The sequence below is a fragment of the Allosphingosinicella sp. genome, from assembly GCF_036570505.1.
In the GTDB taxonomy this organism is placed as follows: Bacteria; Pseudomonadota; Alphaproteobacteria; order Sphingomonadales; family Sphingomonadaceae; genus Allosphingosinicella.
The window spans coordinates 1-23,741 of the sequence record NZ_DATCYB010000039.1 but is presented as its reverse complement, the minus strand read 5'-3'; the positions used below and the strand labels follow the sequence as shown (position 1 = coordinate 23,741).

Below are 23,741 nucleotides of genomic sequence, written 5' to 3'. Positions count from 1 at the left end.
ACGGCTCTAGCCCAGCCGAGGCGTCTAAACCAGCGCGCCGGTGGTTAAGAACCCCTCAACATTTCGCTCCTAGAACGGCGCGCGACGCAAGTAAGCGGGGGCAATGGCGTGGCGAGCAGCGCGATCGACCGGGCGGATGGAAACGCGATCAACATCGTGGCACGCAATTGCGGGTCGCTGGCGATCGAATGCAGCGACGTTTCGGGCTATGTCGCCGGCGTTTCGGACCGGATCTCCTCGCACCTCAAGACGCTGGACACGCTGGAGGAGGTCACCTCCCGCCTGATGGATGATCAGGCGCGGGTCGCCGATTCGACCGACGAGGCGCGGCTGCTGGCCGAACAGGCGCGCGAGAAGCTGGGCCAGGGTCGTGTCGCCATCGAGGACACGATCGCCATCTTCAGCGACCTCACCGACCTCGTCGTCCAGCTGGGCGACCGCATGGCCGGCTTTGCCGACGCGATGGTCCAGGTGCAGAAAGTCTCCAGCAGCATCGAAGGCATCGCCAACAAGACCAATATGCTCGCGCTCAACGCGACGATCGAGGCCGCAAGGGCAGGGGAGGCAGGCCGTTCCTTCGCCGTCGTCGCCGCCGAGGTGAAGAAGCTTGCCCACGACACCCGCGCCGCGACCAGCGAAATCGCATCGACAATCGCCTCCCTGACGCGCGAGGCGGAGGCGGTCACTTCCGAGATCAAGACCGGCGTCGACAAGAGCAAGGTCGCGCAATCGAGTTTCGGAACGATCAACGACACCGTGCGCGATGTCGCCGATATCGTCGCCATGGTCGACCAGCAGACCGACGGCATCGCCCAGTCCACCGCACTCATCCAGCACAGCGTCGACAGCGTGAAAGGGGGTCTCTCCGCATTCGCCGCCGACGCGCGGGAAAATGGTGGCCAGCTCCATGCCGCGCAGGAGCGGCTGGCGAAGCTGGAGGAGTTGTCGGGGGACATGCTCGACCGGCTCGCGGGCTGCGGCGTTCGGATCGACGATACCGTTTTTATTGAACGAGCGCAGGAAACGACGCGCGAAATCACTCAGGCCATCGAGGAAGGCATCGCCCGGGGTGAGATCGACGCGGCTGCGGTGTTCGACTTCGATTACGTGCCGATACCCGGCACCGACCCGGTCCAGTATGAGACGCGCTTCTGCGCCTTCGCCGACGAGCATATCCGGCCGATCCTCGACCGGACCAAGAATGCCGACCCGCGCCACATCGCCGGGGCGGCGACCGACGTCAACGGCTACCTGCCGACGCATATTTCGGAGCGGTCCCAGCCGCAGAGCCCCGATCCGGAGTGGAACGCCAAATATTGCCGCAATCGCCGCAACTTCATGGACGAGGCCACCCGACGTGCCGTCGAAAGCGACAAGGAAGCGATGCTAGTCACCTATCGCATGGACCTGGGGCAGGGTCGTTATCTGCCGGTCAAGAATGTGTTCGTGCCGCTCTACGTGAACGGCCGTCGCTGGGGCAATTTCGAGCTCGCTTATCGCGACGAGGCGATGGGCTAGCGCTAGCGTCGCGGCTAAGCCGCGTCGTCGGACGGGCTCGGCTTGCCAGCCCGGCCGGCCGGGCTGGCGCTGGTCCTTGCCCAAGGCGCCGATTGCTTTGCAATCCGCGCCTTGCGCTTCGGGCGCTCAGCCTATAGACGCGCGGCGACCGGCGGCCCTGCGGGCGTGGCGGAACTGGTAGACGCGCCAGGTTTAGGTCCTGGTATCGAAAGATGTGGGGGTTCGAGTCCCTTCGCCCGCACCAGCTTTGCCGCTACGCGAAGTGCCGCTCACACGAAATCCATCGAACGAAGGTTTGGCTCCACCATGCAGACTGTCGAGACGTTGAACGAGGGCTTGAAGCGCGCCTTCAAGATCACCATTCCGGCCAAGGACATCGACGCTCGCGTCGACAAGGAGCTGAAGACGGTGGCGCCGCGCATCCGCATGCCCGGCTTCCGCCCCGGCAAGGTGCCCGCTAACCTGGTCCGCAAGATGCACGGTCCCGCGCTCCAGCAGGAGGCGCTCAACACCGCCATCCAGGAAGGCGTCCAGAAGCTGATGCAGGACGAGAAGCTGCGTCCCGCGATGCAGCCCGCGATCGAGCTCAAGGAAGGCGGCGAGCCCGGCAAGGATGCGGTCGTCACGGTCGAGCTGGAAACGCTTCCCGAAGTGCCCGAGGCCAAGATCGACAAGCTGAAGCTCGAGCGCCTCACCGTCGAGGCCGACGACGCCGCGGTCGACAAGGCGCTCGTCGACCTCGCCCAGGGCCAGAAGAGCTTCGACCCCGCCAAGCCCGCGCACAAGGCGGGGAAGGGCGACCTCGTCCTCATGGATTTCGAGGGCAAGGTCGACGGCGAGCCGTTCGAAGGCGGCAAGGGCGAGGGCATGTCGATCGAGATCGGCTCCGGCCGTCTCATCCCCGGCTTCGAGGACCAGCTGATCGGCGCCAAGGCCAATGAGCAGCGCACGATAAACGTTACCTTCCCGGCCGACTACAACGTCGAATACCTCAAGGGTAAGGCAGCGACCTTTGACGTCACGATCAACGAGGTGCAGACGCCGCGCGAGGCCAAGCCCGACGACGCCTTCGCCAAGGCGATGGGTCTCGAAAGCCTCGACCAGCTTCGCGGCCTCCTCAAGGGCCAGATCGAGCAGGAGCTGAACGGCCTCACCCGCACCCACATGAAGCGCAAGTTGCTCGACCAGCTCGCCGCGTCCCACGATTTCCCGGTCCCGCCCTCGATGGTCGAGGCCGAGTTCAACCAGATCTGGCGCCAGCTCGAGCATGAGGCGAGCCACGAGGCCGACCCCAAGGCGGCCCTCGCCGAGATGGAGAAGGAAAAGGACGAGTATCACGCCATCGCCGAGCGCCGCGTCCGCCTCGGCCTGCTCCTCTCCGAGATCGGTCAGAAGAATGGCGTCGAGGTGACGCAGCAGGAGATGAACCAGCTCATCATCCAGGCCGCGCAGCAGTACAAGCCCGCCGACCGCGAGAAGTTCGTCCAATATGTCCGCCAGGAACCGATGGCGGCGGCGCAGTTGAGGGCGCCTTTGTTCGAGGACAAGGTGGTCGATTTCCTCTTCGCCAAGGCCGAGATCAGCGACCGCACGGTGACGCGCGACGTGCTGGAGCATGAGATCGAGGCCGAGGAAGGCCACGTCCATGGGCCGGAATGCGGTCATGACCATGGCGCGAAGAAGCCGGTCGCGAAGAAGGTCAAGGCCGAGGCGGCTCCGGCGAAGAAGGCGGCTGCCAAGAAGGCCGCGGCTCCGGCGAAGGAAGCCAAGGCCGAGGCGAAGCCCGCCGCCAAGAAAGCCGCGCCCAAGAAAGCCGCGGCGAAGAAGTAATCACGGCGACCGTCCGCAGACGCTTTCACCCTCACCCAGCTTAGCCTAAGCTCCTTCGTCGCTAAGGCTACGCAACCCTCTCCTCTCAGGGGAGAGGGAATTCAGGGGGCGCTCCTTGTCGGATTCCAATCTTCGCATAGCCGTCCTTCTGCCCTGCTATAACGAGGAAGCGGCGATCGGGCAGACGGTCGCCGGCTTCCGCGCCGCGCTGCCGACGGCGCGCATTTACGTCTACGACAACAACTCCACCGACCGCACCCGCGAGGCCGCGGCCGAGGCCGGCGCCGTCGTGCGGACCGAGCGAATGCAGGGCAAGGGGCATGTCGTGCGGCGGATGTTCGCCGACGTGGAGGCCGACATCTACGTAATGGCGGACGGCGATGCGACCTACGACGCGGCCGCCGCGCCGGCGCTGGTCGAGCGCCTCATGGGCGAGCAGCTCGACATGGTCGTGGGCTCGCGCAAATCGGAGGAGCAGGAGGCGTATCGGCGCGGGCATCGCTTCGGCAATCGCCTGCTGACCGGCATCCTCGCGCGCATCTTCGGCCGCACCTTCAGCGACATATTGTCGGGCTACCGCGTCTTCTCCCGCCGCTTCGTCAAGTCCTTCCCGGCCCTCTCGCGCGGCTTCGAGATCGAGACCGAGATCAGCGTCCACGCGCTGGAGCTCGCCATGCCAGTGGCCGAGGTGGAGACCGCCTACGGCGCCCGCCCCGAAGGCTCGGAATCGAAGCTCTCCACCTGGCGCGACGGCTGGCGCATCATGCGGACCATCGGCCACCTCTTCCGCATCGAGCGGCCCGTTCTCTTCTACGGCAGCTTCGGCCTGGCGCTGGCGGTCGCGGCCGTGGTCCTCGCCGTCCCGCTCGCGATCACCTACGCCGAGACCGGTCTCGTTCCGCGCTTCCCGACGGCGGTGCTCGTCACCGGCATGATGATCGTGGCGGCCCTGAGCTTCATGACCGGCCTCATCCTCGACACCGTCGTACGCGGGCGGCGCGAGGTACGGCGGCTCCACTATCTGAGCTTTCCGGCCGTGGGAGAGGATGAGTCCCTCTCGCTGGAAGGGAGGGCTAGGGGTGGGTAGGGCGAAGCGCCCGAACCACCGAAGCGGATACCGCGCAGCCGCCGAGTGCCTCGGCGGAACCCACCCCCGGCCCCTCCCTTCCAGGGAGGGGAGGCCAAGGCGGCCGCGCTTCGAATAGGCAAAAAAATTCCCCGCCCGGCGCAAGGCGCGGGGCGGGGGATCTTGTCGTTCGGAGGGCCTAGTCGGCGCGGCCCCGTTCGTAGGTCTGCAGGCAGTTGTCGGTCACTTCCGCGGTGCAGGGGGGATGGGAATCGTCGACCGCGGTGACGGTCTCTCCGGTCGCCGGATCGACGAGCGGGCCGCCGACGGCCGTGCCGGTGATGCCGTTCCAGCCGGCGGGAACGACGGCCGGGTCCGACAGGACGGCGATGCCGCGCGCGTCATGCTCCGGATCGTCATTGCCCGGCGCGACGACCGCGGCGCTGGCCGGAGCCATGGCCGTCGTCACCGGGGTCTGCGTCGGTGCCATAGTCGTCGTGGTCGTATCGGTCTGGGTGGTCATGCCGGGATCAGTCGTCACGTCGGTCTGCGTGCTGACATCGGCATCGACATCCAGATCGGTATCGGGCTGCACGCCGACATCGGCATCGACATTGGTGTCGGTCTCATAGGTCTGCGCGATCGCCGCGCCACTCATCAGAAGCGCTATCGCTAAAGCGGCGGTTCTCATCATATCTTCTCCCTTGGTTCAGGCACGTCGCCGGCGACGCCGGCACCGTCTCGTGTCGCGGCCCGCAGGCCGCAGCAGATGGAAGGTAAACCGACGAGCAGCCTTTTTATCCGCGCCGATTCGGAGGCGCCGGACTGGCGACGGGACCAGACGTGCCTAGGGCGCGATGGGTCGCTTTTCCGATGCCTGAACCTCGGACCTCGACGAAACGACGCTTCTTCGCGACGGGGCACGATGCCCGGCCGCCGTCCAGCCTGCTCGTTCAGGCGGGATTACGCCACGATGCCGGATCAAGGTGGACCGGATCAAGGCGAGCAAAGCCGAAGGAGAGAGTCATGCGTCTCAAGCTTATCCTTTTCGCCGCCGTGGCGGCGCTGACGGCGGGCGCGGCCCAGGCGGACAGCCAGTCGTCGAACACCAGCTCGAACAGCTCGTCCAACAACGGCGTCGTCCGCGAGCGGATCGTCGATACCTATTGCGAAGACGGCTATTGCGACCGCTACGTCCAGCGCCGGACCTATCGCGACGACCGCCGGAGCCGCCGTTACTATCGCGAGCGTGATCGCCGCTATCGGGACTATTATCGCGATTATTACCGCGACGATGACGATTGAGGCGGATTGTTCGGGGCAGGGCTGAGACATCTTGCAATAGTTAGTGTTTTCCACTAACTTCCTTCCATGGATCGAGCCATCAGCGCCAGCGAGGCCAACCAGCGCTTCTCGGAGCTACTTCGGGATGTCGCCGACGGCGAGAGCTTCACCATCATGTCGCGGGGGCGGCCGGTCGCGCGCGTCTCAGCGGTCGATCGCGCTTCTGAGCAGCGTTCGATCGAAAAGCTGCTGACGTTCGTGAAGGGACTGCCTCTCCGCCGTTCCGGCGCCTGGTCCCGCGCCGATCTGTACGAATGACGCGGGTCGCGCTCGACAGCAATATTCTCGTTTATCTCGCCGGGGTCAGTCGCACCGCCGAAGATGACGCTAAGGTCGAGAGGGCGCGCGATTGGCTGGAGCGGCTGTCGAAAGCGGCGAGTCTGATCGCGCCCGCCCAGGCTTTGGGCGAATTGTTCGTCGTCCTGCGCCGTTCGGGCGCGTCGGCGACAGAGGCCCGAGCAATCCTGCTCGAGTTCGCGGATTCGTTCGGCACGTCGGCGTCGGTAGCGCGAACGGCTCTTTCTGCCGCCGATCTCGTAGTCGATCACAAGCTGCAATATTGGGACGCGCTGATCGTGACTGCGGCGGCCGACGCAGGCTGCACGCTGCTCCTCTCCGAAGACAGACAGCACGGCTTCGTCACGCGGGGGCTGACGATCGTCAATCCGTTTGCCGAGCCGACGCATCCGAAATTGAGCTCGCTACTGGAAACGACCTCGTGACCAAATAATAAGGCGGTTCTCCCGCCTCTGATTTTCTGAACCATCCTGGTAAAAACACTTTCCTACATCGTTCCTGATATGTTCTAACTCATGAATGAGCGGGACGCTGGCGGGGGCCGAGTGGGTCTGGGCGCGGGCGCGGGAGAACAGGGACGCGCGGATCGCGCTGGTGGCGGCGAGCCTCGATGAAGTCGCGAAGGTGATGGTGGGAAGGGGAGAGTGGTCTCCTCGCCATCGCGCGGTCGGACGAGAGCCCCAGGTGGATTGCGAGCCGGGGCCTGTTTCTCTTTCCCTCGGGCGCCCGCGGCTTTGCCTATAGCGCCGAGCGGCCGGGGAAATTGCGAGGGCCGCAGCATGATTTCGCCTGGTGCGACGAGCTGGCGAAATGGCCCCTTCGACAGGCTCAGGACACGGTCGCGCCGATGCGGCCTGGGACAATCTGATGCTGAGGCTGGGGGAGGCGCCGCGCACGATCGTGACGACGACGCCGCAGCCGGTGCCGCTGCTGAAGCGGGTGCTGGGGCTGAAGCGCAGCGGGGCGACGCGGGGGCGGACGGACGAGAACCCGCATCTGCCCGCCGATTTCCGGGAGGCAGTGACGGAAATGTACGGCGGCACGCGGCTCGGCCGGCAGGAGCTGGACGGGGTGCTGCTGGAGGATCTGCCGGGGGCGCTTTGGACGCGGGAGATGATCGAGTGTTCGAGGCAAAGGGGTACTTTGCCTCGGATGGAGCGTGTTGTCGTCGGCGTCGATCCGCCAGCCTCCGCGTCGGGCGATGCGTGTGGGGTCGTGGTGTGCGGGCTGGGCGCGGACGGTGTCGCCTACGTGCTGGCGGACGTTAGCGTGTCCGGCCTGCGTTCCGAAGGCTGGGCGCGGCGTGTGGCTGGGGCGGCGAAGCATTGGGGTGCGCAGAAGATCGTCGCCGAGAAGAACCAGGGCGGGGACATGGTCGAGAGCGTGCTGAGGGGCGTGGACTCGTCGCTTCCGGTCAGGCTGGTCAGCGCGACCAGGGGAAAGGCGGCGCGGGCGGAGCCGGTGGCGCTGAGGTTCGAGACCGGCGAGGCGCGGCTGGCGGGGCGGTTTCCCGAGTTGGAGGACGAGCTGATGGGGCTCACCTATGCCGGCTATCAGGGGGCGGGCAGCCCCGACCGTCCGATGCGATGGTGTGGGTGATGAGCGAGCTGTTCGAGAAGGCCAGGGCGGAGCCGCGGGTGAGGGTCCTCTAATAGGGACCAAGTGTTACCTGGGCGCAACAAAGAACCGCAAATCGGCGCCCAAGACGACCTATGCCGGTTCGCCGCCGGAACTTTCCCGTTCGAGAATATTATTCAGCTGCGCGGCCGCGAGCTCCGCGGTCCCGAACGGTGAAAGGGGCAAATAATGTCGCAGTCTCTTAAAGTGCGTCGTTTCGCTTGGGTCTCGCTCGCGACCGTCGCCGCGGGGCTCGCGGCCCCGGCCTTCGGGCAGGAAATGACCCCTCCCGAGCAGCCGGACGAACAGGCTTCGACGGCGGCGGAGGCGGAGGAGGGCGCGATCGTCGTCACCGGCTCGCGCATCCGCCGCGACCCGCTGTCTCAGGATGCGCCCATGGTCGTCGTCGACGGGGGGGACATCGCCAAGACCGGTCTGAACTCGATCAACGACGTGCTGCAGCGCCTGCCGAGCTCGGGCGGCGGCCTCAATTCCAAGTTCAACAACAGCGGCAATCTCGGCAACCCGCCGGACGGCGGCGGCGTCGGCGCCGGGGCGGCCGAGATCGACCTGCGCTACCTGGGATCGCGCCGGGTCCTCGTCCTGGTCGACGGCGTCCGCTATGTGCTGGGTGCTTCGGCGAGCGGCGTGCCCGGCTCCACCGACCTCAACTCGATCCCCGAAAGCGCGATCGAGCGGATCGAGGTGCTGCAGGACGGCGCCTCGGCCATCTACGGATCGGACGCGATCGCCGGCGTCGTCAACATCATCACCAAGAAACGGCAGGAGGGCCTTGAAGCCTCCGCCCAGATCGGCGTGTTCGAGCAGGGCGACGGCACCACCCAGAACTACCAGCTGAGCTGGGGCAATGGCGGCGACGGGCCACTGCAGATCGTGGTCGGCGGCAATTACGTGAAGCAGGATCCGATCAACGCCGTCGACCGGGCGATCTCGCGATTCCCGGCCCCCTACGCCACGAGCTGCGCGGCCGGCGGCTGTTCGGGCTTCCTGCCCAACGGGCGCTATTCGATATTCGGCCCGGGCCCGGGCCAGCGGCCCGACCTGACGCTGAACGGGCCGGTGATCGGCCGCCCGGCCACGCCCGCCGACTTCCGGCCGTTCGTCGATCCGGACGACCGGTTCAACTTCGCGCCCTTCAACTACATCCAGATTCCGCTCGAACGGTACGGCGTGTTCGGCAATTTGCGCTATGAGATCACGCCGGACGTCAACTTCTCGGTGAAGGGCATCTGGAACGAGCGCAAGTCGAAGAACCGGGCAGCGCCGCTGCCGTTCGGCATCGGCCCGGCGGCGGGCATCACGCCGGTGCTCGACGGGACGACGGTCGATGCCACCAACCCGTTCAATCCCTTCGGCGTGACGCTCGACGCGAGCAACATGGACTTCATCCTGCGCCGCTTCGTCGAGGGTGGGCCGCGCCGGTTCAACCAGACCGTCGAAACCGTCTACGGCGTCGCCACCCTCGACGGCCATTTCGAGCTGGGCGGGCGTGACTGGTATTGGGACATCAACGGCGCCTACGGCCGCAACAAGGCCGAGCAGCGGATGTTCGGCAACATCCACTCCGGCCGGCTGCGTCAGGCGCTGGGCCCGATCGCCGGATGTACCGACCCCTGCGTGCCGTTCAACCTGTTCGGCGGGGCCGGCTCGATCACCCAGGAGATGATCGACTTCGTGACCTTCGTGCAGAACGACAGCAGCCGGCAATCGACCTGGGACGTCACCGGCAACATTTCGGGCGAGCTGTTCGACCTGCCGGGCGGTCCGCTCGGTGTGGCCGCGGGCCTCCAGTATCGCAAGCTCAAGGGCCGGTTCGACCCCGACCCGATCGTCGCCGCCGGCTTCAGCTCCGACATCCCGGCGCAGCCGACGCGGGGCAGCTACTCGGTCAAGGAAGCCTATGCCGAGATCAACGCGCCGGTGCTGTCCGACCTGCCGTTCGTCGACCTGCTCGAATTCAACGGCGCGGTGCGCGTCTCCGACTATTCGACGTCGGGCTCGACGACGACGTTCAAGGGCGGGGTCAACTGGAAGCCGATCAACGACCTGCGGCTGCGCGCATCCTTCGCCGAGGGCTTCCGGGCGCCTTCGATCGGCGAGCTGTTCGGAACACAATCGCGCTTCGACCAGACGCTCGACGACCCCTGCTCGTCCCATCCCACCAACACCGCGCCGCGCAGATTCCAGAATGACGCCACGGTGCGCGCCAACTGCATCGTGGCCGGCGTCCCCGCCAACGGGAGCTATCAGCAGGCCAATCCGCAGATTTCAGTGCTTGTCGGCGGAAACGAGGCGTTGGCGCCCGAAACGTCCAAGAGCTGGGTCCTGGGCGGGGTTTACAGCCCGTCCTTCCTGCCGGGCTTCTCGGTAGAGGCCAATTACTACGATATCGAGGTCAACGGCGCGATCCAGACGGTCGACGCGCAGGTGACCGTCGCGAACTGCGTCGTCAATAACGATCCCGCGGCCTGCGCGCTGGTCACCCGCGCGGGCGCCCAGCTCACCCAGGTATCTGGGCTGCTCCAGAACATCGCCGCCATCGAGACCGACGGCATCGATCTCAACGTCCTCTATCGGACCGACGAGACGGGGATCGGCCGCTTCGGCTTCTCCTGGTACAACACCTTCCTGCGCAACTACGACGTGATCCTTCCGACGTCGACGGGCGTGAACGTCATCAGCCGGGAGGGAACGGAGGTAGGCAGCCCGTCGCAGGGTTTCCCGAAATGGAAGGCCATCGGCATGATCGACTGGGACATGGCCAACTTCGGGGCCACCATCACCGGGCGCTACATATCGAAGCTGCGGGAGGACGGCGGCAACGTCATGAACAGCCGCTTCTATACCGACGTGCAGCTGCGCTTCACCTTGCCGGACTCGGACGCCTTCGGCTTCGCGATCGGGGTCAACAACCTCTTCGACAAGGATCCGCCGGCCTGCCTCACCTGCGACCTCAACAATTTCGACCCGACACTCTATGACGCGCCGGGCCGGTATTTCTATGCGCGGGCGACGGTGCAGATGTAGGTCGAGGGGCAGGCGTCACGGGCGTCGATCCCGTGACGCCGGCCGGCGTCAGGCGCCGCTGGCCGGCCTGCGCGCGCTCTTCGCTGCTCGACGATTGCCGCGCGGTCCCCTCCTCGCGCTCGAGCGCTTAGGGCTTGAACCCTTGTCGCTTTCACCCGATGTAGCCGGAGCAACCCGATACACAGGATTCTCCCCCACATGGACCACGCCGACATCGTCAACGCCCTCGTCCCCATCGTCATCGAGCAGTCGAACCGGGGCGAGCGCAGCTTCGACATCTATTCGCGCCTGCTGCGCGAGCGGATCGTGTTCGTGACCGGAGGGGTCGAGGACCATATGGCGACGCTCATCACCGCCCAGCTTCTGTACCTGGAGAGTGAGAATCCGAAGAAGGACATCTTCATGTACATCAACTCGCCGGGCGGGGTGGTGACGGCGGGGATGGCGATCCACGACACCATGCAATATATCCGCCCGCGGGTCGGCACGGTGTGCATCGGCCAAGCCGCCTCGATGGGCGCCTTTCTGCTCTGCGCCGGCGAGCCGGGGATGCGGGTCGCGCTCAACAATGCGCGGATCATGATTCACCAGCCTTCGGGCGGCGCCCAGGGCATGGCCACCGACATCGAGATCCAGGCCAAGGAAATCCTGCGCATCCGGCACCGAATGAACGAGCTGATGGCGCAATATACCGGCCAGCCGATCGAGGAGATCGAGAAGAATGTCGAGCGCGACAAGTTCTTCTCGGCGGGCGAGGCCAAGGAATTCGGGCTGGTCGACGAGGTGTTCGACAAAAGGCCGGCGCCGGCCGAAGAGGATGCGGCGAAAAACGCGGCCTGACGTTTGTTCAGGCCATCGGGCTTAACGTTTAGGCCATTGTGATCGTGCGATAGTGCGGTAGGATGAAGCCCGAGGGGCTGGAGAGACAGGCGCACGCCTGAAGGAACTGAGATGACGAAACTGAGCGGCGGCGACTCCAAAAGCACCCTCTATTGCTCCTTCTGCGGGAAATCGCAGCACGAGGTGAGGAAGCTCATCGCCGGGCCGACCGTGTTCATTTGCGATGAATGCGTCGAGCTGTGCAACGACATCATCCGCGAGGAAACCAAGTCCGCGCTCGTCAAGACGCGGGACGGGGTGCCGACGCCGGCGGAGATCTGCAAGGTCCTGGACGATTATGTGATCGGGCAGCAGCACGCCAAGCGAGTGCTCTCGGTGGCGGTGCATAACCATTACAAGCGGCTCAACCACGGCGCCAAGGGCGCCGACGTGGAGCTGGCCAAGTCGAACATCCTGCTCGTCGGGCCCACCGGCTGCGGCAAGACCTTGCTGGCGCAGACGCTGGCGCGCATCCTCGACGTACCCTTCACCATGGCCGACGCGACCACCCTGACCGAGGCCGGTTATGTCGGCGAGGATGTCGAGAACATCATCCTGAAGCTGCTCCAGGCCAGCGACTACAATGTCGAGCGGGCGCAGCGCGGCATCGTCTACATCGACGAGATCGACAAGATCAGCCGCAAGTCGGACAACCCCTCCATCACCCGCGACGTGTCGGGTGAGGGCGTGCAGCAGGCGCTGCTGAAGCTGATGGAAGGCACCACCGCCTCGGTGCCGCCGCAGGGTGGCCGCAAGCATCCGCAGCAGGAGTTCCTGCAGGTCGACACGACCAACATCCTCTTCATCTGCGGCGGCGCCTTCGCCGGCCTCGAGAAGATCATCGCCGACCGCCTGCAGGGCAAGTCGATCGGCTTCGGCGCCTATGTCGCCGCGCCGGACGAGCGCCGCACCGGCGAAGTGCTGCGCCAGGGCGAGCCCGAGGATCTGCTGAAGTTCGGCCTCATCCCCGAATTCGTCGGCCGCCTGCCGGTGATCGCCTCGCTGGAGGACCTCGACGAGGGGGCGCTGGTCGAGATCCTCAAGGAGCCGAAGAACGCGCTGATCAAGCAGTACGCCAAGCTGTTCGACATGGAGGACGTGAAGCTCAGCTTCACCGACGACGCGCTCGTCGCGGTCGCCAAGAAGGCGATCGCCCGCAAGACCGGCGCCCGGGGCCTCCGCTCGATCCTGGAGAACATCCTCCTCGACACCATGTTCGACCTGCCCTCGATGGACGGCGTCGACGAGGTGATGATCGACAAGGACGTGGTCGAAGGCCGCAAGGAGCCGGTCCGCGTCTACGCCGAGAAAAAGGACGAAGACGCGGCCTGATCCCGCCGCCGCCCAGAGACGGCGCTTCATGACATAAGTGCCTTGGAGCCACGGCGTGAAGAGTCGCGCCGTCGGCTAAACGCGCGGGGCGGCCGTTCCAGCTTGGCGAGGCGCGATTCCAACGTTGGTCCAAACGGTGGCGCCAACGGTGCTCCGGTAGCGGCGTTTGCCTCTCAACCAATGGAGGACCAGCCATGGGCACCACTTTCGACACTCTAGAACGCACGCCGGTCACCCCTGCCGCGCAACCGGATCCCGCCAAGCTCGAAGCCTTCATGGGCAAGATGGTGGGCGACATGGGCGCGGCGAACGGCGGCGCGCTGGTCATCCTCGGCGAGCGGCTCGGCCTCTACAAGGCGTTGGCCGAGGGCGGACGCGCCACGTCGCGGGAGTTGGCCGACCGCACCGGGCTGCACGAGCGCTACGTGCGCGAATGGCTGAGCGCCCAGGCGGCCGCGGGATATGTCGAATATGATGCCGAGGAGCGGACCTTCTTCATGTCGCCGGAGCAGGTCATGGCGCTCGCCGACGAGAACTCGCCGGTCTATATGGCGAGCGCCTTCCATCTCACCGCGTCCGTCTACATGGACGAGCCGAAGATCGCCGAGGCGTTCCGGACGGGCGAGGGCGTCGGCTGGCACGAGCATTCGACATGCCTGTTCTGCGGCGTCGAGCAATTCTTCCGCACCGGTTACCGCGCGTTTCTGGTCCAGGAATGGCTGCCGGCCCTGGACGGCGTCGTCGAGCGGCTCGAGGCGGGGGCGAAAGTCGCCGACATCGGCTGCGGCCACGGCGCTTCGACGATCATCATGGCGAAGGCCTTCCCGAACAGCGACGTCGTCGGGCTCGACTATCACGAAGCCTCGATCGAGCGGGCGCGGGAGGCAGCCCGCGAAGCCGGCGGCCCGGCGAACGTCCGCTTCGAAGTGGCGTCGGCCAAGGACAGCCCCGGCGAGGACTACGACCTGGTGACCGTGTTCGATGCGCTGCACGACATGGGCGATCCGGTGGGCGCCGCGCGGCGCGTGCGCGAGATGCTCAAGCCCGACGGCATCTTCATGATCGTCGAGCCGTTCGCGGGCGACTCGCTGGCCGAGAACATGAACCCGGTGGGGCGGCTCTATTATGCGGCCTCGACCATGATCTGCACGCCGGGCAGCCTGGCGCAGGAAGTCGGCCTGGGGCTCGGCGCCCAGGCCGGGCCGAAGCGGCTGGGCGAAGTGCTGGCCGAGGCGGGTTTCAGCCGGGTGCGGGTGGCGACGACGACGCCGTTCAACCTGATCCTGGAAGCGCGGCCTTAGCGGGCGATTGGACTCATCCGTTATCCCGGCGGAGGCCGGGATCCCGGGACATATGGCCTTGAGCGAAGGTAAAGGCGTTGTCGCCTGACTTGCTTAGCCCGTGTTCTTGGGTCCCGGCCTTCGCCGGGATGACGGGAATTAATCCAGCGTCGTCCGGTAGCGGGCGAGGGCGAGAGCGGTCACCGCGCAGACGAAGATGGCGAGCGCCAGCAGGCTCGGCCCCATGTCGGCGAGGCTCTGGCCCTTGAGGAGGGCGCCGCGCACCAGGCGGAGGAAGTGGGTGACGGGGATGACGGTGCCGAGCGCCTGGGTCCAGTCGGGCATGCCGCGGAAGGGGAACATGAAGCCCGACAGCAGGATCGAGGGCAGCATGTAGAAGAAGGAGAGCTGCATCGCCTGGAGCTGGGTGCGGGCGACGGTCGAGATCAGGAAGCCGAGCGCCAGCGAGCCGATGATGAACAGCATCACGCCGATGGCGAGGCCGAGCCAGCCGCCGGCCATGGGGACGCCGAACAGGACACGGGCAAGAATGAGGATCAAGGTCGTCTGGATGAGGCCGACGACGACATAGGGCGCGAGCTTGCCGACCATGACCTCGAGCGGCTGCACGGGCGTCGCAAGCAGACTTTCCATCGTGCCGCGTTCTTGCTCGCGGGTGACGCCGAGGGCGGTCATCATCACCAGGGTCATGGAGAGGATGACGCCGAGCAGGCCGGGCACAATGTTGTAGCTGGTGATGTTCTCCGGATTGTAGCGACGGTGGACGACGACTTCGAACGGCCTTGCCGAACCGGCATCGGGAGCGACCGCCCCTTCGAGGTCGTGACGCAGGGCCTCCAGCGGCAAAGCGGCGAGGGCCGCGACGGCGCCGCCGGTGGCGGCGGGATCGGTGGCGTCGGCCTCGACCAGGATCTGCGCCTCGTCGCCGCGGACGACGCGGCGGGTGAAGTCGCCGGGGATGGTGACGGCGAACTGGACTTCGCCCTTGCGCACCAGGTCGTCGAGCTCGGCGGGAGTGCGGGCCTGGGCGACGATTTCGAAATAGCCGCTATTCTCGATCGCCGCGAGCGTGGAGCGGGCGAAGGTCGAGTTCTCCTGGACCAGCACCGCGGTGGGGAGCTGGCGCGGATCGGTGTTGATCGCATAGCCGAAGAGGAGGAGCTGGATGACCGGGATGCCGAGCAGCATCGCATAGGTGATGCGGTCGCGGGTGAGCTGGATGAACTCCTTGACCAGCACCGCTATGACGCGGTCGAGGGAGAAGCCGTTCATTGGTCTGCCGCTGTCATTGCGAGGAGCGAAGCGACACGGCAATCCAGGCAGCGCTGGATTGCTTCGCTGCGCTCACAATGACGTAAGAGGGCGGGTGCACCCCTCATCCGAAATTGTCCTCGGCCTTGCTCATCAGGTGGATGAACACGTCCTCCAGCGTCGGCTCGGCCTCCTCCCAGCGGAAGGGCGGGCGGCGATAGGGGGCGAGAGCGGATTCGAGCGCGGCTTCATCGCTGCCGCTGACGTGGAGCGCGAGGCCGAAGGGCGCGGCCATCTCCACGCCGGGACGCTGGAGCAGCTCGTTGGAGAGGCGGTCGACGCCGGGGCCCTCGCCGCGCCAGGTGAAGAGCTTCGCGGCCTCGATCACCTCCTCGGCGGTGCCGCGCGCCATGAGCTGGCCATAGGCGATGTAGGCGATGTCGTGGCAGCGCTCGGCCTCGTCCATGTAGTGGGTGGAAACGAGGACGGTGAGGCCTTTGGCGGCGAGGGCGTGGATCTCGTCCCAGAAGTGGCGACGCGCCTGCGGGTCGACGCCTGCGGTGGGCTCGTCGAGGAGGAGCAGGCGCGGCTCGTGCAGGGTCGCGACGGCGAGGGCGAGGCGCTGCTTCCAGCCGCCGGACATGACGCCGGCGAGCTGGCTCTTGCGCTCGGCAAGACCCAAATCCTCCAGCGCCGTTCGGACCCGTTCCTCGCGGCGGTCGAGACCGTGGATGCGGGCGGCGAACTGGATGTTCTCCTCGACCGTCAGGTCCTCGTAGAGCGAGAAGCGCTGAGTCATGTAGCCGGTCTGGCGCTTGATGGCGGCGGCGTCGGCGACGATGTCGAGGCCGAGCGCGGTGCCGTGGCCGCTGTCCGGGGTGAGCAGGCCGCAGAGCATGCGAAGCGTCGTCGTCTTGCCCGAACCGTTGGGGCCGAGGAAACCGGTGATGCGGCCTTCCTCCACCTGGATCGAGAAGTCCTTCACGACATGATGGGCGCCGAAGGACTTGTTGAGGCCCTGAACGTCGATGGCGACGGTCATGGCCCAGCCTTCAATGGAACCACGTCGACGGGCAGGCCGGGAACGAGGCTGGCGCCGTTGGCGGGCCTTGCCTCGACCATGAAGACGAGCCGGTCGCGCGCCTCGCGGCTGTAGATGACGGGCGGCGTGAATTCGGGGCGGGGACTGACGTAGACGATCGTGGCCGAGAGGTCGTCGGGGCAGCCGTCGCAGGAAAAGCCGACCTTTTGCCCCGGCTTGTAGGCGGCGACTTCGGTTTCGGGGACGAAGAAGTGGACATAGACGCGGTCGTCCGGGATGAGGGCGACGACGGGCTGGTTGGCGCTCGCCCATTCGCCGCGCTGGAAGAAGACGTCTTCCACGCGCGCGGCGGCGGGAGCGACGGGGGCCATGTCGTCGAGCCTCGCGCCCGTCTCGACGACGCCGGCGCGCGCCTGAGAGACGCGAGCATCCGCGGCGCGTATCTGGTCGGCGCGGTCGCCCAATGTGGCGGCAGCGACGCGGCGACGGGCGGCCGCCACGCGCGCTTCGGCACTTTGCGACTGGTTGCGAGCGTCGTCGAGGCGGGCCTTGGAATATATGCCTTTCTCGACGAGCGCGGAGACTCGGCGAAGGTTGGCGCGCGCTTCGCGGGCCTGGGCTTCGGCGGCGTCCTGATCGGCCTCCAATATGCCCAGCTCGATCGGGCGCTGGCCCTTCCTCGCGTCCTCGGCCTGGGCGAGGGCGGCGGTGAGCTGCGCCTCCGCCTGATCGCGCTGGGCAAGGCGCTGGTCGGGCTCGATCACGAACAGGGGCGCGCCCGCCGCGACCCGCTGTCCGCGGCGAACGCCGAGCTCGGTCACCGTGCCGGCGACCGGGGCGGAGAGATAGAGCGTCTCACCCTCGATATAGCCCGAGAGGGCGGGCGCGGGCCGGAACTGCGGCGCGATCAGCCGCCATGCGAGGAAGAGCAGGGCAAGGCCCACCAGTACGAGAATAACGACCCGCTGCGGCTTCATCCTTTATTCTCCGCCGTAAGAAGGCCCTCCAGCACCGTGTCCGCGTGCTGGCGGGCGATGGTGGGCAGGTCGACCTCGGCCGCGCCGACGGGCGTGAAGGTTTCGCGCCAGAGCACCCCGAGCAGCATAGGGCCGATCAGCGAAAAAGCGTGGATGCGCGGATCGCCGGGCCGCACCTCGCCGCGCGCCTGGGCCTGTTCGATGGCGCCGCTCAGGATTCCCACGGCTTTGAGGACGACGTCGTCGTGCCAGACCTTGGCGAGCTCCGGAAAGTTGCGCGACTCGCCGACGACCATCTTCAGCACGGCGCCGAGCGGGACGGTGGTGATGATCGCCGCCACCTGGGGGAGCAGCATGCGGACGAGATCGGCGAACGGGAGTGGGGTCGCCAGAACGCTTTGCCGGATGGCTTCGATATTGGGGGCGACCGCGTCACGCACGACGGCGCGGAACAGGGCCTCCTTGGTGGGGAAATAGAGATAGACGCCGCCTTTCGAGAGGCCGGCGCGCCTGGCGATCTCCTCGATCCGCGCACCGGCAAAGCCTTTTTCGGCGAAGACTTGAAGGGCGGCGGTACAGATGTCCGAGGGCCGGGCTTCCTTGCGTCTCCGCCACTTGGGCGTGTCCGTCATGATGCGACTCGTAAGTAAATGACCAGTCAGTCAGTTACTCTGTGACTTCTGTATTGTCGAGGGGCACGTTTGCAGCTTGGGCCACGAGCCACTGTGTACCTGGGTCCCGGCTTCCGCCGGGATGACGCGTGGGGTGCTCCGCGCGTCGCGCGCCCATTGCTAAGGCCGCGGTCGCGACCATATAGCTGGGGCGCGCCCTTTCACCTCCCAGCCGCGCGTGCGTGGAGTCCTCATGACCGAATCCCTTCCCGTTCTTCCCCTGCGCGACATCGTCGTCTTTCCCCAGATGATTGTCCCGCTGTTCGTCGGGCGCGACAAGTCCGTGGCCGCGCTCGAAACCGCGATGGCGGCGGACAAGTCGATCTTCCTCGTCTCGCAGCTCGACCCCGCCGAGGACGATCCCGATCGCGACGCGCTCTACGATCTCGGGGTGGTCGCCACGGTGCTGCAGCTCCTGAAGCTGCCCGACGGCACCGTGCGCGTGCTCGTGGAGGGGCAGCGCCGGGCGACGCTCGAGTCGATGGAAATGCAGGGCCAGCATCTGGTCGCCGACGTGCAGCCGATCGAGATCGACGAGCCGGACGGGGCCGAGGTCTCGGCGCTGATGCGCTCGGTGATCGAGCAGTTCGAGAATTATTCGAAGCTCAACAAGAAGCTGCCGGCCGAGACGGCCGTGCAGCTCGCCCAGATCGAGGACGCCTCCAAGCTCGCCGACGCGGTCGCCGCCAACATCACCATCAAGGTGTCGGACAAGCAGGCTTTGCTCGCCGAGCTCAATCCCGTGCGCCGGCTGGAGATGGCGTTCGCCTTCATGGAGGGCGAATTGGGCGTGCTGCAGGTCGAGAAGAAGATCAGGAGCCGCGTCAAGCGCCAGATGGAGAAGACGCAGCGCGAATATTATCTGAACGAGCAGCTGAAAGCTATCCAGCGTGAGCTGGGCGCCGAGGGCGAGGAAGGCGAGGGCGACGAGCTCGCCGAGCTGACCCGCAAGATCGCCAAGACCAAGCTTTCCAAGGAAGCGCGGACCAAGGCGACCCAGGAGCTGAAGAAATTGAAGGCGATGGCGCCGATGTCGGCCGAAGCCACCGTCAGCCGTAACTATCTCGACGTGCTGCTGGGCCTGCCGTGGGGCAAGAAGTCCAAGGTCAAGAAGGACATCGCCGAGGCGCAGACGATCCTCGACGAGGACCATTATGCGCTGGAGAAGGTCAAGGACCGGATCGTCGAATATCTCGCCGTCCAGGCCCGGACCAACAAGCTGAAGGGCCCGATCCTGTGCCTGGTCGGCCCTCCGGGCGTCGGCAAGACCTCGCTCGGCCGCTCGATCGCCAAGGCGACCAGCCGCGAGTTCGTGCGCCAGTCACTGGGCGGCGTGCGCGACGAGGCCGAGATTCGCGGCCACCGCCGCACCTATATCGGTTCGCTTCCGGGCAAGATCGTGTCGAACCTCAAGAAGGCCGGCACGTCCAATCCGCTCTTCCTGCTCGACGAGATCGACAAGCTTGGCCAGGATTTCCGAGGCGATCCGGCGTCAGCGTTGCTCGAGGTGCTGGACCCCGAGCAGAATTCGAAATTCCAGGACCATTATCTGGAGATCGACTACGATCTGTCGGACGTGATGTTCGTCACGACGGCGAACAGCATGAACATGCCGCAGCCTTTGCTCGACCGCATGGAGATCATACGGCTCGAAGGCTATACCGAGGACGAGAAGGTCGAGATCGCGATCCGACACCTCATCCCCAAGCAGATCGAATCGCATGGCCTCAAGGACGGCGAGCTGATCTTCACCGAGGAGGGCCTGCGCGCGCTCATCCGTCATTACACGCGCGAGGCGGGCGTGCGCACGCTGGAGCGAGAGATCGCCAAGGTGGCCCGCAAGGCGCTGCGGCAGATCCTCGAGGGCAAGACCGAGAAGGTCGCGCTGACGCCGGACAATGTCGGCGACTTTTCGGGCGTACGGAAATTCCGCCACGGCATTGGCGAGGAAGAAGACCAGATCGGCGCCGTCACGGGCCTGGCCTGGACCGAGGTCGGCGGCGAGCTGCTCACCATCGAGGCGGTGACGGTTCCCGGCAAGGGACTGATCCGGACCACCGGCAAGCTGGGCGAAGTGATGAAGGAGTCGGTCCAGGCCGCGTTCTCGTTCGTAAGGGCGCGCTCGCCAAGCTATGGTGTCAAGCCGAGCCTCATCGCCCGCAAGGACATCCACGTCCATCTGCCCGAAGGCGCGGTGCCGAAGGACGGCCCCTCGGCCGGTGTCGGCATGGTGACAGCGATCATCTCCACCCTCACCGGCATCCCCGTCCGCCGCGACGTGGCGATGACGGGCGAAGTGACGCTGAGGGGGCGCGTGCTCCCGATCGGCGGCCTCAAGGAGAAATTGCTGGCGGCGCTGCGCGGCGGCATCACCACGGTGCTGATTCCGTCGGAGAACGAGAAGGACCTGGTCGAAATACCCGAGAACATCACGACGGCGTTGGAGATCCTGCCGGTGAGCCATGTCGACGAGGTGCTGGCCCGGGCGCTGCTGACGCCGGTCGTCCCCATCGAATGGACCGAGGCGGACGAACTCGCGGCGCTGCCGTCGACCGAGCTTGCATCGGCGCCGGACGAGACGGCGGGGGTTGCAAGCCGCCACTGATTTGCTGCCACGCAACACGAAAAAACGGGTCACGAGGCGCACATTTCCTCGGGAAAAGGCGCTTTCCCCTTTGACTCCTGCCGCCGTCCTGATTGAAGGTATGGGTTCGGCTTCAGCCGCGATTCCATTTGTAACAGGGGTTTGGACAGCATGAACAAACAGGAGCTTATCGGCGCGGTCGCGGACACGACCGGGCTCAGCAGGAGCGATGCCGGCAGGGCCGTTGAGGGCGTTTTCGACGCAATCAGCGGGGCGCTGAAGAAGGGCGACGAAGTCCGCCTCGTCGGCTTCGGCACCTTCTCTTGCTCGCAGCGCAAGGCTTCCACGGGGCGCAATCCCCGCACCGGCGAACCGATGCAGATCAAGGCGTCGACCCAGCCGAAGTTCAAGGCCGGCAAGGGCCTCAAGGACTCGGTCAACCGGTAATCAATCTGGGGACCGGCGGCGCCGCGGGGCGCGCCGGTCCGTTTCATTTCCGGCAATGCTGGACAGGCTTTGGGCGGCGCATTATGGGACCGTCCGATCGGCGGCTTTTGCCGCCTTTTTTCCCGTCAGGATACCACGGACGGGTCAGGAGCGTGGGCGCGTAGCTCAGTGGTAGAGCACTGTGTTCACACCGCAGGGGTCGCAAGTTCAATCCTTGCCGCGCCCAACACGCTCAGTTTCTCCGATCCGCGGGTCAACGCGCGGAAGCTCATTCTTCTCCTGAGGCGCCGGGCGCCGCCCGCCTTTACCCCTCCAGGAAGAGCCTTGCGACGATCTCGTAGGAACGCAGCCGTGCGGCGTGATCGAATATCTGTGAGGTGATCATCAGCTCGTCGGCGCCGGTGCGGGCCACGAAATCCTCGATGGCGGCCTTCACCGTCCCGGGTGCCCCGATGGCGGAGCAGGAGAGGAGCTGATCCAACATCGCTTGCTGCGGGCGCGGCAGCGACTGCTTGTAGCCTTCGACCGGCGGCTGGAGCGGGGTCGGCTGGCCGCTCCGGAGATTGACGAAGGTCTGCTGCATCGAGCTGGCGAGACGCTCGCCCTCGTCGTTCGTATCGGCGGCAAAAGCGTTGAAGCCGAGCATCACATAGGGCTTGTCCAGCCGCTCCGAGGGGCGGAAGGTCGAGCGATAGACGTCGATCGCCTCCATCATCTGCTGAGGCGCGAAATGCGAGGCGAAGGCGTAGGGAAGCCCCAGCATGGCGGCGAGCTGGGCGCCGAACAGGCTGGAGCCGAGGATCCAGATTGGGATGTCCAAGCCTTCGCCGGGAATGGCCCGGACGCGACGTCCGTCTTCCGACGGTTTGAAATACTCCATCAGCTCGACGACATCGCGCGGAAAAGCATTGGGGTCGCTGTCGAGGGTGCGGCGGAGCGCGTGGGCGGCCGCCTGGTCCGTGCCGGGCGCTCGACCGAGGCCGAGATCGATGCGGCCGGGATGGAGCGATTCGAGCGTGCCGAACTGCTCGGCGATGACCAGCGGCGCATGGTTCGGCAGCATGACGCCGCCGGCGCCGACGCGGATGGAGGACGTGCCGGCGGCGATATGGCCGAGCGCCACCGCCGTCGCCGCGCTGGCGACGCCCGGCATCGAATGATGCTCAGCCATCCAGAAGCGCCTGTAGCCCCAGCGTTCGGCATGGCGGGCGAGATCGAGGGAGTTGCTAAAGGCGAGGGCGGCATCGCCCCCTTCCACGATGGGCGCGAGGTCGAGGATGGAAAGGATCATGGCAGGGATATGGGGCCGCGGCCCGCGGTTGCCAGCGGTGCTACAGTCCCCGTGACCTTCCGGCCTCCCCGCCCTTATGTGCGCCGCGCATCAATTGCACCCATGTGGCGATCGTAGCGCCGCTGGTTGGAGCACTGGTTTGTGGTCGCGGGTTCAATCCTTGCCGCCCATCACGCTCCACCGTCGATAGCGGGCATTCCCCTCGATCCCCCCGAAACGATCACCAGCGCCTCTCGTGCGTTTATGGTGCCGATCCATTCCAGCTGATGCGGATTATCGCTCGCCTGAAGGACCGGATAAAGCGACGAACGGATTAAGGCGCGGCGCTCGATCGTTCTCGCCAATGCCATGGAGAGCGCCTATAATCGGCGCACGGAGGGGACGATGGAAAGCGAGCACCATTATTATGTTCGCCGCGCGCAGGAGCATCGTCGTTTCGCCGAAATGGCGGCGAGCGATGTCGCCAGGCTCAAGCACCTGAAACTGGCGGAGCTTCTCGCGGCGCGGGCGCGGCCCGGAACGGACGAGGCCTGAACCCTCTCGGCGGCCCAGACTGTCCTTGACGCTAGGCGGGCGCGGCCCTTATGTGCGCCGCGCATCAATTGCATCCATGTGGCGATCGTAGCTCAGCTGGTTAGAGCACTGGTTTGTGGTACCAGGGGTCGCGGGTTCAAGTCCCGTCGGTCGCCCCACTTTCAAAGACGTTCAACACCAGGACAAAGTCATGCAGTCGCCTTGGGATTACCCCGATTTCGACGACCACGAGGTCGTACATTTCGTCACAGACCGGGAATCGGGCCTGAAGGCGATCATCGCCGTCCATTCGACCCATCTCGGGCCGGGCGCGGGCGGCACCCGGTTCTGGCATTATGAGCAGAGCGGCGACGCGGTCGCGGACGCGCTCCGCTTGTCGCGCGGCATGAGCTACAAGAACGCCATGGCCGGGCTGCCGTTGGGCGGCGGCAAGGCGGTGATCCTGGCCGACAAGGACGGGACCAAGACCCACGCGATGCTCGCCGCCTACGGCCGCGCCGTCGATCGCCTGGGCGGCACCTACATCACCGCTGAGGATGTCGGCATGGGCGTCTCCGATCTCGTCGCCGTGTCGAAGCATACGCGCCACGTCGCTGGCCTGCCGGTGGGCGAGGGCGAGGTGGGCGGCGATCCCGGCCCGCACACCGCCTACGGCATCTTCCTCGGCGTCAAGGCGGCAGTGCGCCGCGCGCTCGGCAAGGACAGCCTTTCC

23 protein-coding genes and 3 tRNA genes are annotated in these 23,741 nt (G+C 66.2%); 19 read left to right on the top strand and 7 right to left on the bottom strand.

Translation table 11 applies throughout. From position 1 onward, the window contains the following. Positions 1-108 precede the first annotated feature (108 nt). The 4 genes from VIR62_RS03085 to VIR62_RS03070 all read left to right on the top strand — a co-directional run bounded on the left by VIR62_RS03085 (position 109) and on the right by VIR62_RS03070 (position 4,435). On the top strand, positions 109-1,518 hold the full coding sequence (locus VIR62_RS03085) for a methyl-accepting chemotaxis protein (RefSeq protein WP_431868598.1): 1,410 nt from the start codon (positions 109-111) through the stop codon (positions 1,516-1,518). A gap of 159 nt (positions 1,519-1,677) precedes the next feature. Beyond that, positions 1,678-1,762: transfer RNA gene (locus VIR62_RS03080), tRNA-Leu, on the top strand. Between the two features lie 62 nt (positions 1,763-1,824). Then, positions 1,825-3,348, top strand: coding sequence for a trigger factor (gene tig / locus VIR62_RS03075; RefSeq protein ID WP_431868597.1), 1,524 nt, complete (start codon positions 1,825-1,827; stop codon positions 3,346-3,348). A gap of 115 nt (positions 3,349-3,463) precedes the next feature. Continuing rightward, a complete protein-coding gene (locus tag VIR62_RS03070) occupies positions 3,464-4,435 on the top strand; it encodes a glycosyltransferase family 2 protein (protein ID WP_431868595.1) in 972 nt (323 codons plus the stop codon). Between the two features lie 178 nt (positions 4,436-4,613). Here the strand turns inward: VIR62_RS03070 and VIR62_RS03065 are convergent, their stop codons facing one another. Beyond that, complete coding sequence (locus VIR62_RS03065; RefSeq protein WP_431868594.1) at positions 4,614-5,108, bottom strand: hypothetical protein; 495 nt, start codon at positions 5,106-5,108, stop codon at positions 4,614-4,616. A 332-nt stretch (positions 5,109-5,440) separates the two neighbouring features. Between VIR62_RS03065 and VIR62_RS03060 the strand changes: the two genes are divergently transcribed. The 9 genes from VIR62_RS03060 to VIR62_RS03020 all read left to right on the top strand — a co-directional run bounded on the left by VIR62_RS03060 (position 5,441) and on the right by VIR62_RS03020 (position 14,232). Further along, positions 5,441-5,719, top strand: a complete 279-nt coding sequence (locus tag VIR62_RS03060; RefSeq protein WP_431868593.1) for a hypothetical protein — start codon at positions 5,441-5,443, stop codon at positions 5,717-5,719. 66 nt (positions 5,720-5,785) lie between these two features. Then, positions 5,786-6,016, top strand: coding sequence for a type II toxin-antitoxin system Phd/YefM family antitoxin (locus VIR62_RS03055; RefSeq protein WP_431868592.1), 231 nt, complete (start codon positions 5,786-5,788; stop codon positions 6,014-6,016). Further along, the gene (locus tag VIR62_RS03050) at positions 6,013-6,480 is read left to right on the top strand and encodes a PIN domain-containing protein (protein WP_431868590.1); all 468 of its coding nucleotides are present in this window, start codon (positions 6,013-6,015) and stop codon (positions 6,478-6,480) included. The genes VIR62_RS03055 and VIR62_RS03050 overlap by 4 nt, the downstream gene beginning before the upstream one ends. Before the next feature lie 233 nt (positions 6,481-6,713). Then, the gene (locus VIR62_RS03045) at positions 6,714-6,923 is read left to right on the top strand and encodes a terminase large subunit domain-containing protein (protein ID WP_431868701.1); all 210 of its coding nucleotides are present in this window, start codon (positions 6,714-6,716) and stop codon (positions 6,921-6,923) included. After that, the gene (locus VIR62_RS03040; protein WP_431868589.1) at positions 6,866-7,654 is read left to right on the top strand and encodes a hypothetical protein; all 789 of its coding nucleotides are present in this window, start codon (positions 6,866-6,868) and stop codon (positions 7,652-7,654) included. The genes VIR62_RS03045 and VIR62_RS03040 overlap by 58 nt, the downstream gene beginning before the upstream one ends. A gap of 207 nt (positions 7,655-7,861) precedes the next feature. Next, the gene (locus VIR62_RS03035) at positions 7,862-10,720 is read left to right on the top strand and encodes a TonB-dependent receptor (protein WP_431868587.1); all 2,859 of its coding nucleotides are present in this window, start codon (positions 7,862-7,864) and stop codon (positions 10,718-10,720) included. A 198-nt stretch (positions 10,721-10,918) separates the two neighbouring features. Then, positions 10,919-11,560 (top strand): ATP-dependent Clp endopeptidase proteolytic subunit ClpP, encoded by a 642-nt coding sequence (clpP, locus tag VIR62_RS03030; RefSeq protein WP_431868586.1) that lies wholly within the window; start codon positions 10,919-10,921, stop codon positions 11,558-11,560. A 111-nt stretch (positions 11,561-11,671) separates the two neighbouring features. Continuing rightward, a complete protein-coding gene (gene clpX / locus VIR62_RS03025; protein WP_431868585.1) occupies positions 11,672-12,931 on the top strand; it encodes an ATP-dependent Clp protease ATP-binding subunit ClpX in 1,260 nt (419 codons plus the stop codon). Positions 12,932-13,125: 194 nt separating this feature from the next. Continuing rightward, the gene (locus tag VIR62_RS03020; protein WP_431868584.1) at positions 13,126-14,232 is read left to right on the top strand and encodes a methyltransferase domain-containing protein; all 1,107 of its coding nucleotides are present in this window, start codon (positions 13,126-13,128) and stop codon (positions 14,230-14,232) included. 138 nt (positions 14,233-14,370) lie between these two features. On the opposite strand, the gene VIR62_RS03015 is transcribed toward VIR62_RS03020, so the two are convergent. The 4 genes from VIR62_RS03015 to VIR62_RS03000 all read right to left on the bottom strand — a co-directional run bounded on the left by VIR62_RS03015 (position 14,371) and on the right by VIR62_RS03000 (position 18,134). Further along, entirely contained in the window at positions 14,371-15,504 is a 1,134-nt protein-coding gene (locus tag VIR62_RS03015; protein ID WP_431868582.1) for an ABC transporter permease, read from the bottom strand. A 103-nt stretch (positions 15,505-15,607) separates the two neighbouring features. Then, a complete protein-coding gene (locus tag VIR62_RS03010) occupies positions 15,608-16,525 on the bottom strand; it encodes an ABC transporter ATP-binding protein (protein WP_431868580.1) in 918 nt (305 codons plus the stop codon). Then, positions 16,522-17,502: an HlyD family secretion protein gene (locus VIR62_RS03005; RefSeq protein ID WP_431868578.1), complete on the bottom strand. Its 981-nt coding sequence runs from the start codon at positions 17,500-17,502 to the stop codon at positions 16,522-16,524. The genes VIR62_RS03010 and VIR62_RS03005 overlap by 4 nt, the downstream gene beginning before the upstream one ends. Next, positions 17,499-18,134, bottom strand: a complete 636-nt coding sequence (locus VIR62_RS03000) for a TetR family transcriptional regulator (RefSeq protein ID WP_431868577.1) — start codon at positions 18,132-18,134, stop codon at positions 17,499-17,501. Before VIR62_RS03000 ends, VIR62_RS03005 begins: the two co-directional genes overlap by 4 nt. Positions 18,135-18,366: 232 nt before the next feature. On the opposite strand from VIR62_RS03000, the gene lon reads away from it, so the two are divergent. The 3 genes from lon to VIR62_RS02985 all read left to right on the top strand — a co-directional run bounded on the left by lon (position 18,367) and on the right by VIR62_RS02985 (position 21,430). Next, on the top strand, positions 18,367-20,778 hold the full coding sequence (lon, locus tag VIR62_RS02995) for an endopeptidase La (RefSeq protein ID WP_431868575.1): 2,412 nt from the start codon (positions 18,367-18,369) through the stop codon (positions 20,776-20,778). A 150-nt stretch (positions 20,779-20,928) separates the two neighbouring features. Continuing rightward, entirely contained in the window at positions 20,929-21,204 is a 276-nt protein-coding gene (locus VIR62_RS02990) for an HU family DNA-binding protein (RefSeq protein WP_431868573.1), read from the top strand. 154 nt (positions 21,205-21,358) lie between these two features. Continuing rightward, positions 21,359-21,430 (top strand) — tRNA-Val (locus tag VIR62_RS02985). 78 nt (positions 21,431-21,508) lie between these two features. Here VIR62_RS02985 and VIR62_RS02980 read toward each other — a convergent pair. Further along, positions 21,509-22,495: an LLM class flavin-dependent oxidoreductase gene (locus tag VIR62_RS02980; RefSeq protein WP_431868572.1), complete on the bottom strand. Its 987-nt coding sequence runs from the start codon at positions 22,493-22,495 to the stop codon at positions 21,509-21,511. Between the two features lie 170 nt (positions 22,496-22,665). Then, the gene (locus VIR62_RS02975; protein ID WP_431868570.1) at positions 22,666-22,845 is read right to left on the bottom strand and encodes a hypothetical protein; all 180 of its coding nucleotides are present in this window, start codon (positions 22,843-22,845) and stop codon (positions 22,666-22,668) included. Between the two features lie 34 nt (positions 22,846-22,879). On the opposite strand from VIR62_RS02975, the gene VIR62_RS02970 reads away from it, so the two are divergent. From VIR62_RS02970 to VIR62_RS02960, 3 genes are all read left to right on the top strand, one after another. Next, the gene (locus VIR62_RS02970; RefSeq protein ID WP_431868568.1) at positions 22,880-23,029 is read left to right on the top strand and encodes a hypothetical protein; all 150 of its coding nucleotides are present in this window, start codon (positions 22,880-22,882) and stop codon (positions 23,027-23,029) included. An 81-nt stretch (positions 23,030-23,110) separates the two neighbouring features. Then, a tRNA-His gene (locus tag VIR62_RS02965) sits at positions 23,111-23,187 on the top strand. 32 nt (positions 23,188-23,219) lie between these two features. Continuing rightward, a partial coding sequence (locus VIR62_RS02960; protein ID WP_431868566.1) for a Glu/Leu/Phe/Val dehydrogenase dimerization domain-containing protein occupies positions 23,220-23,741 on the top strand: 522 nt, incomplete at its 3' end.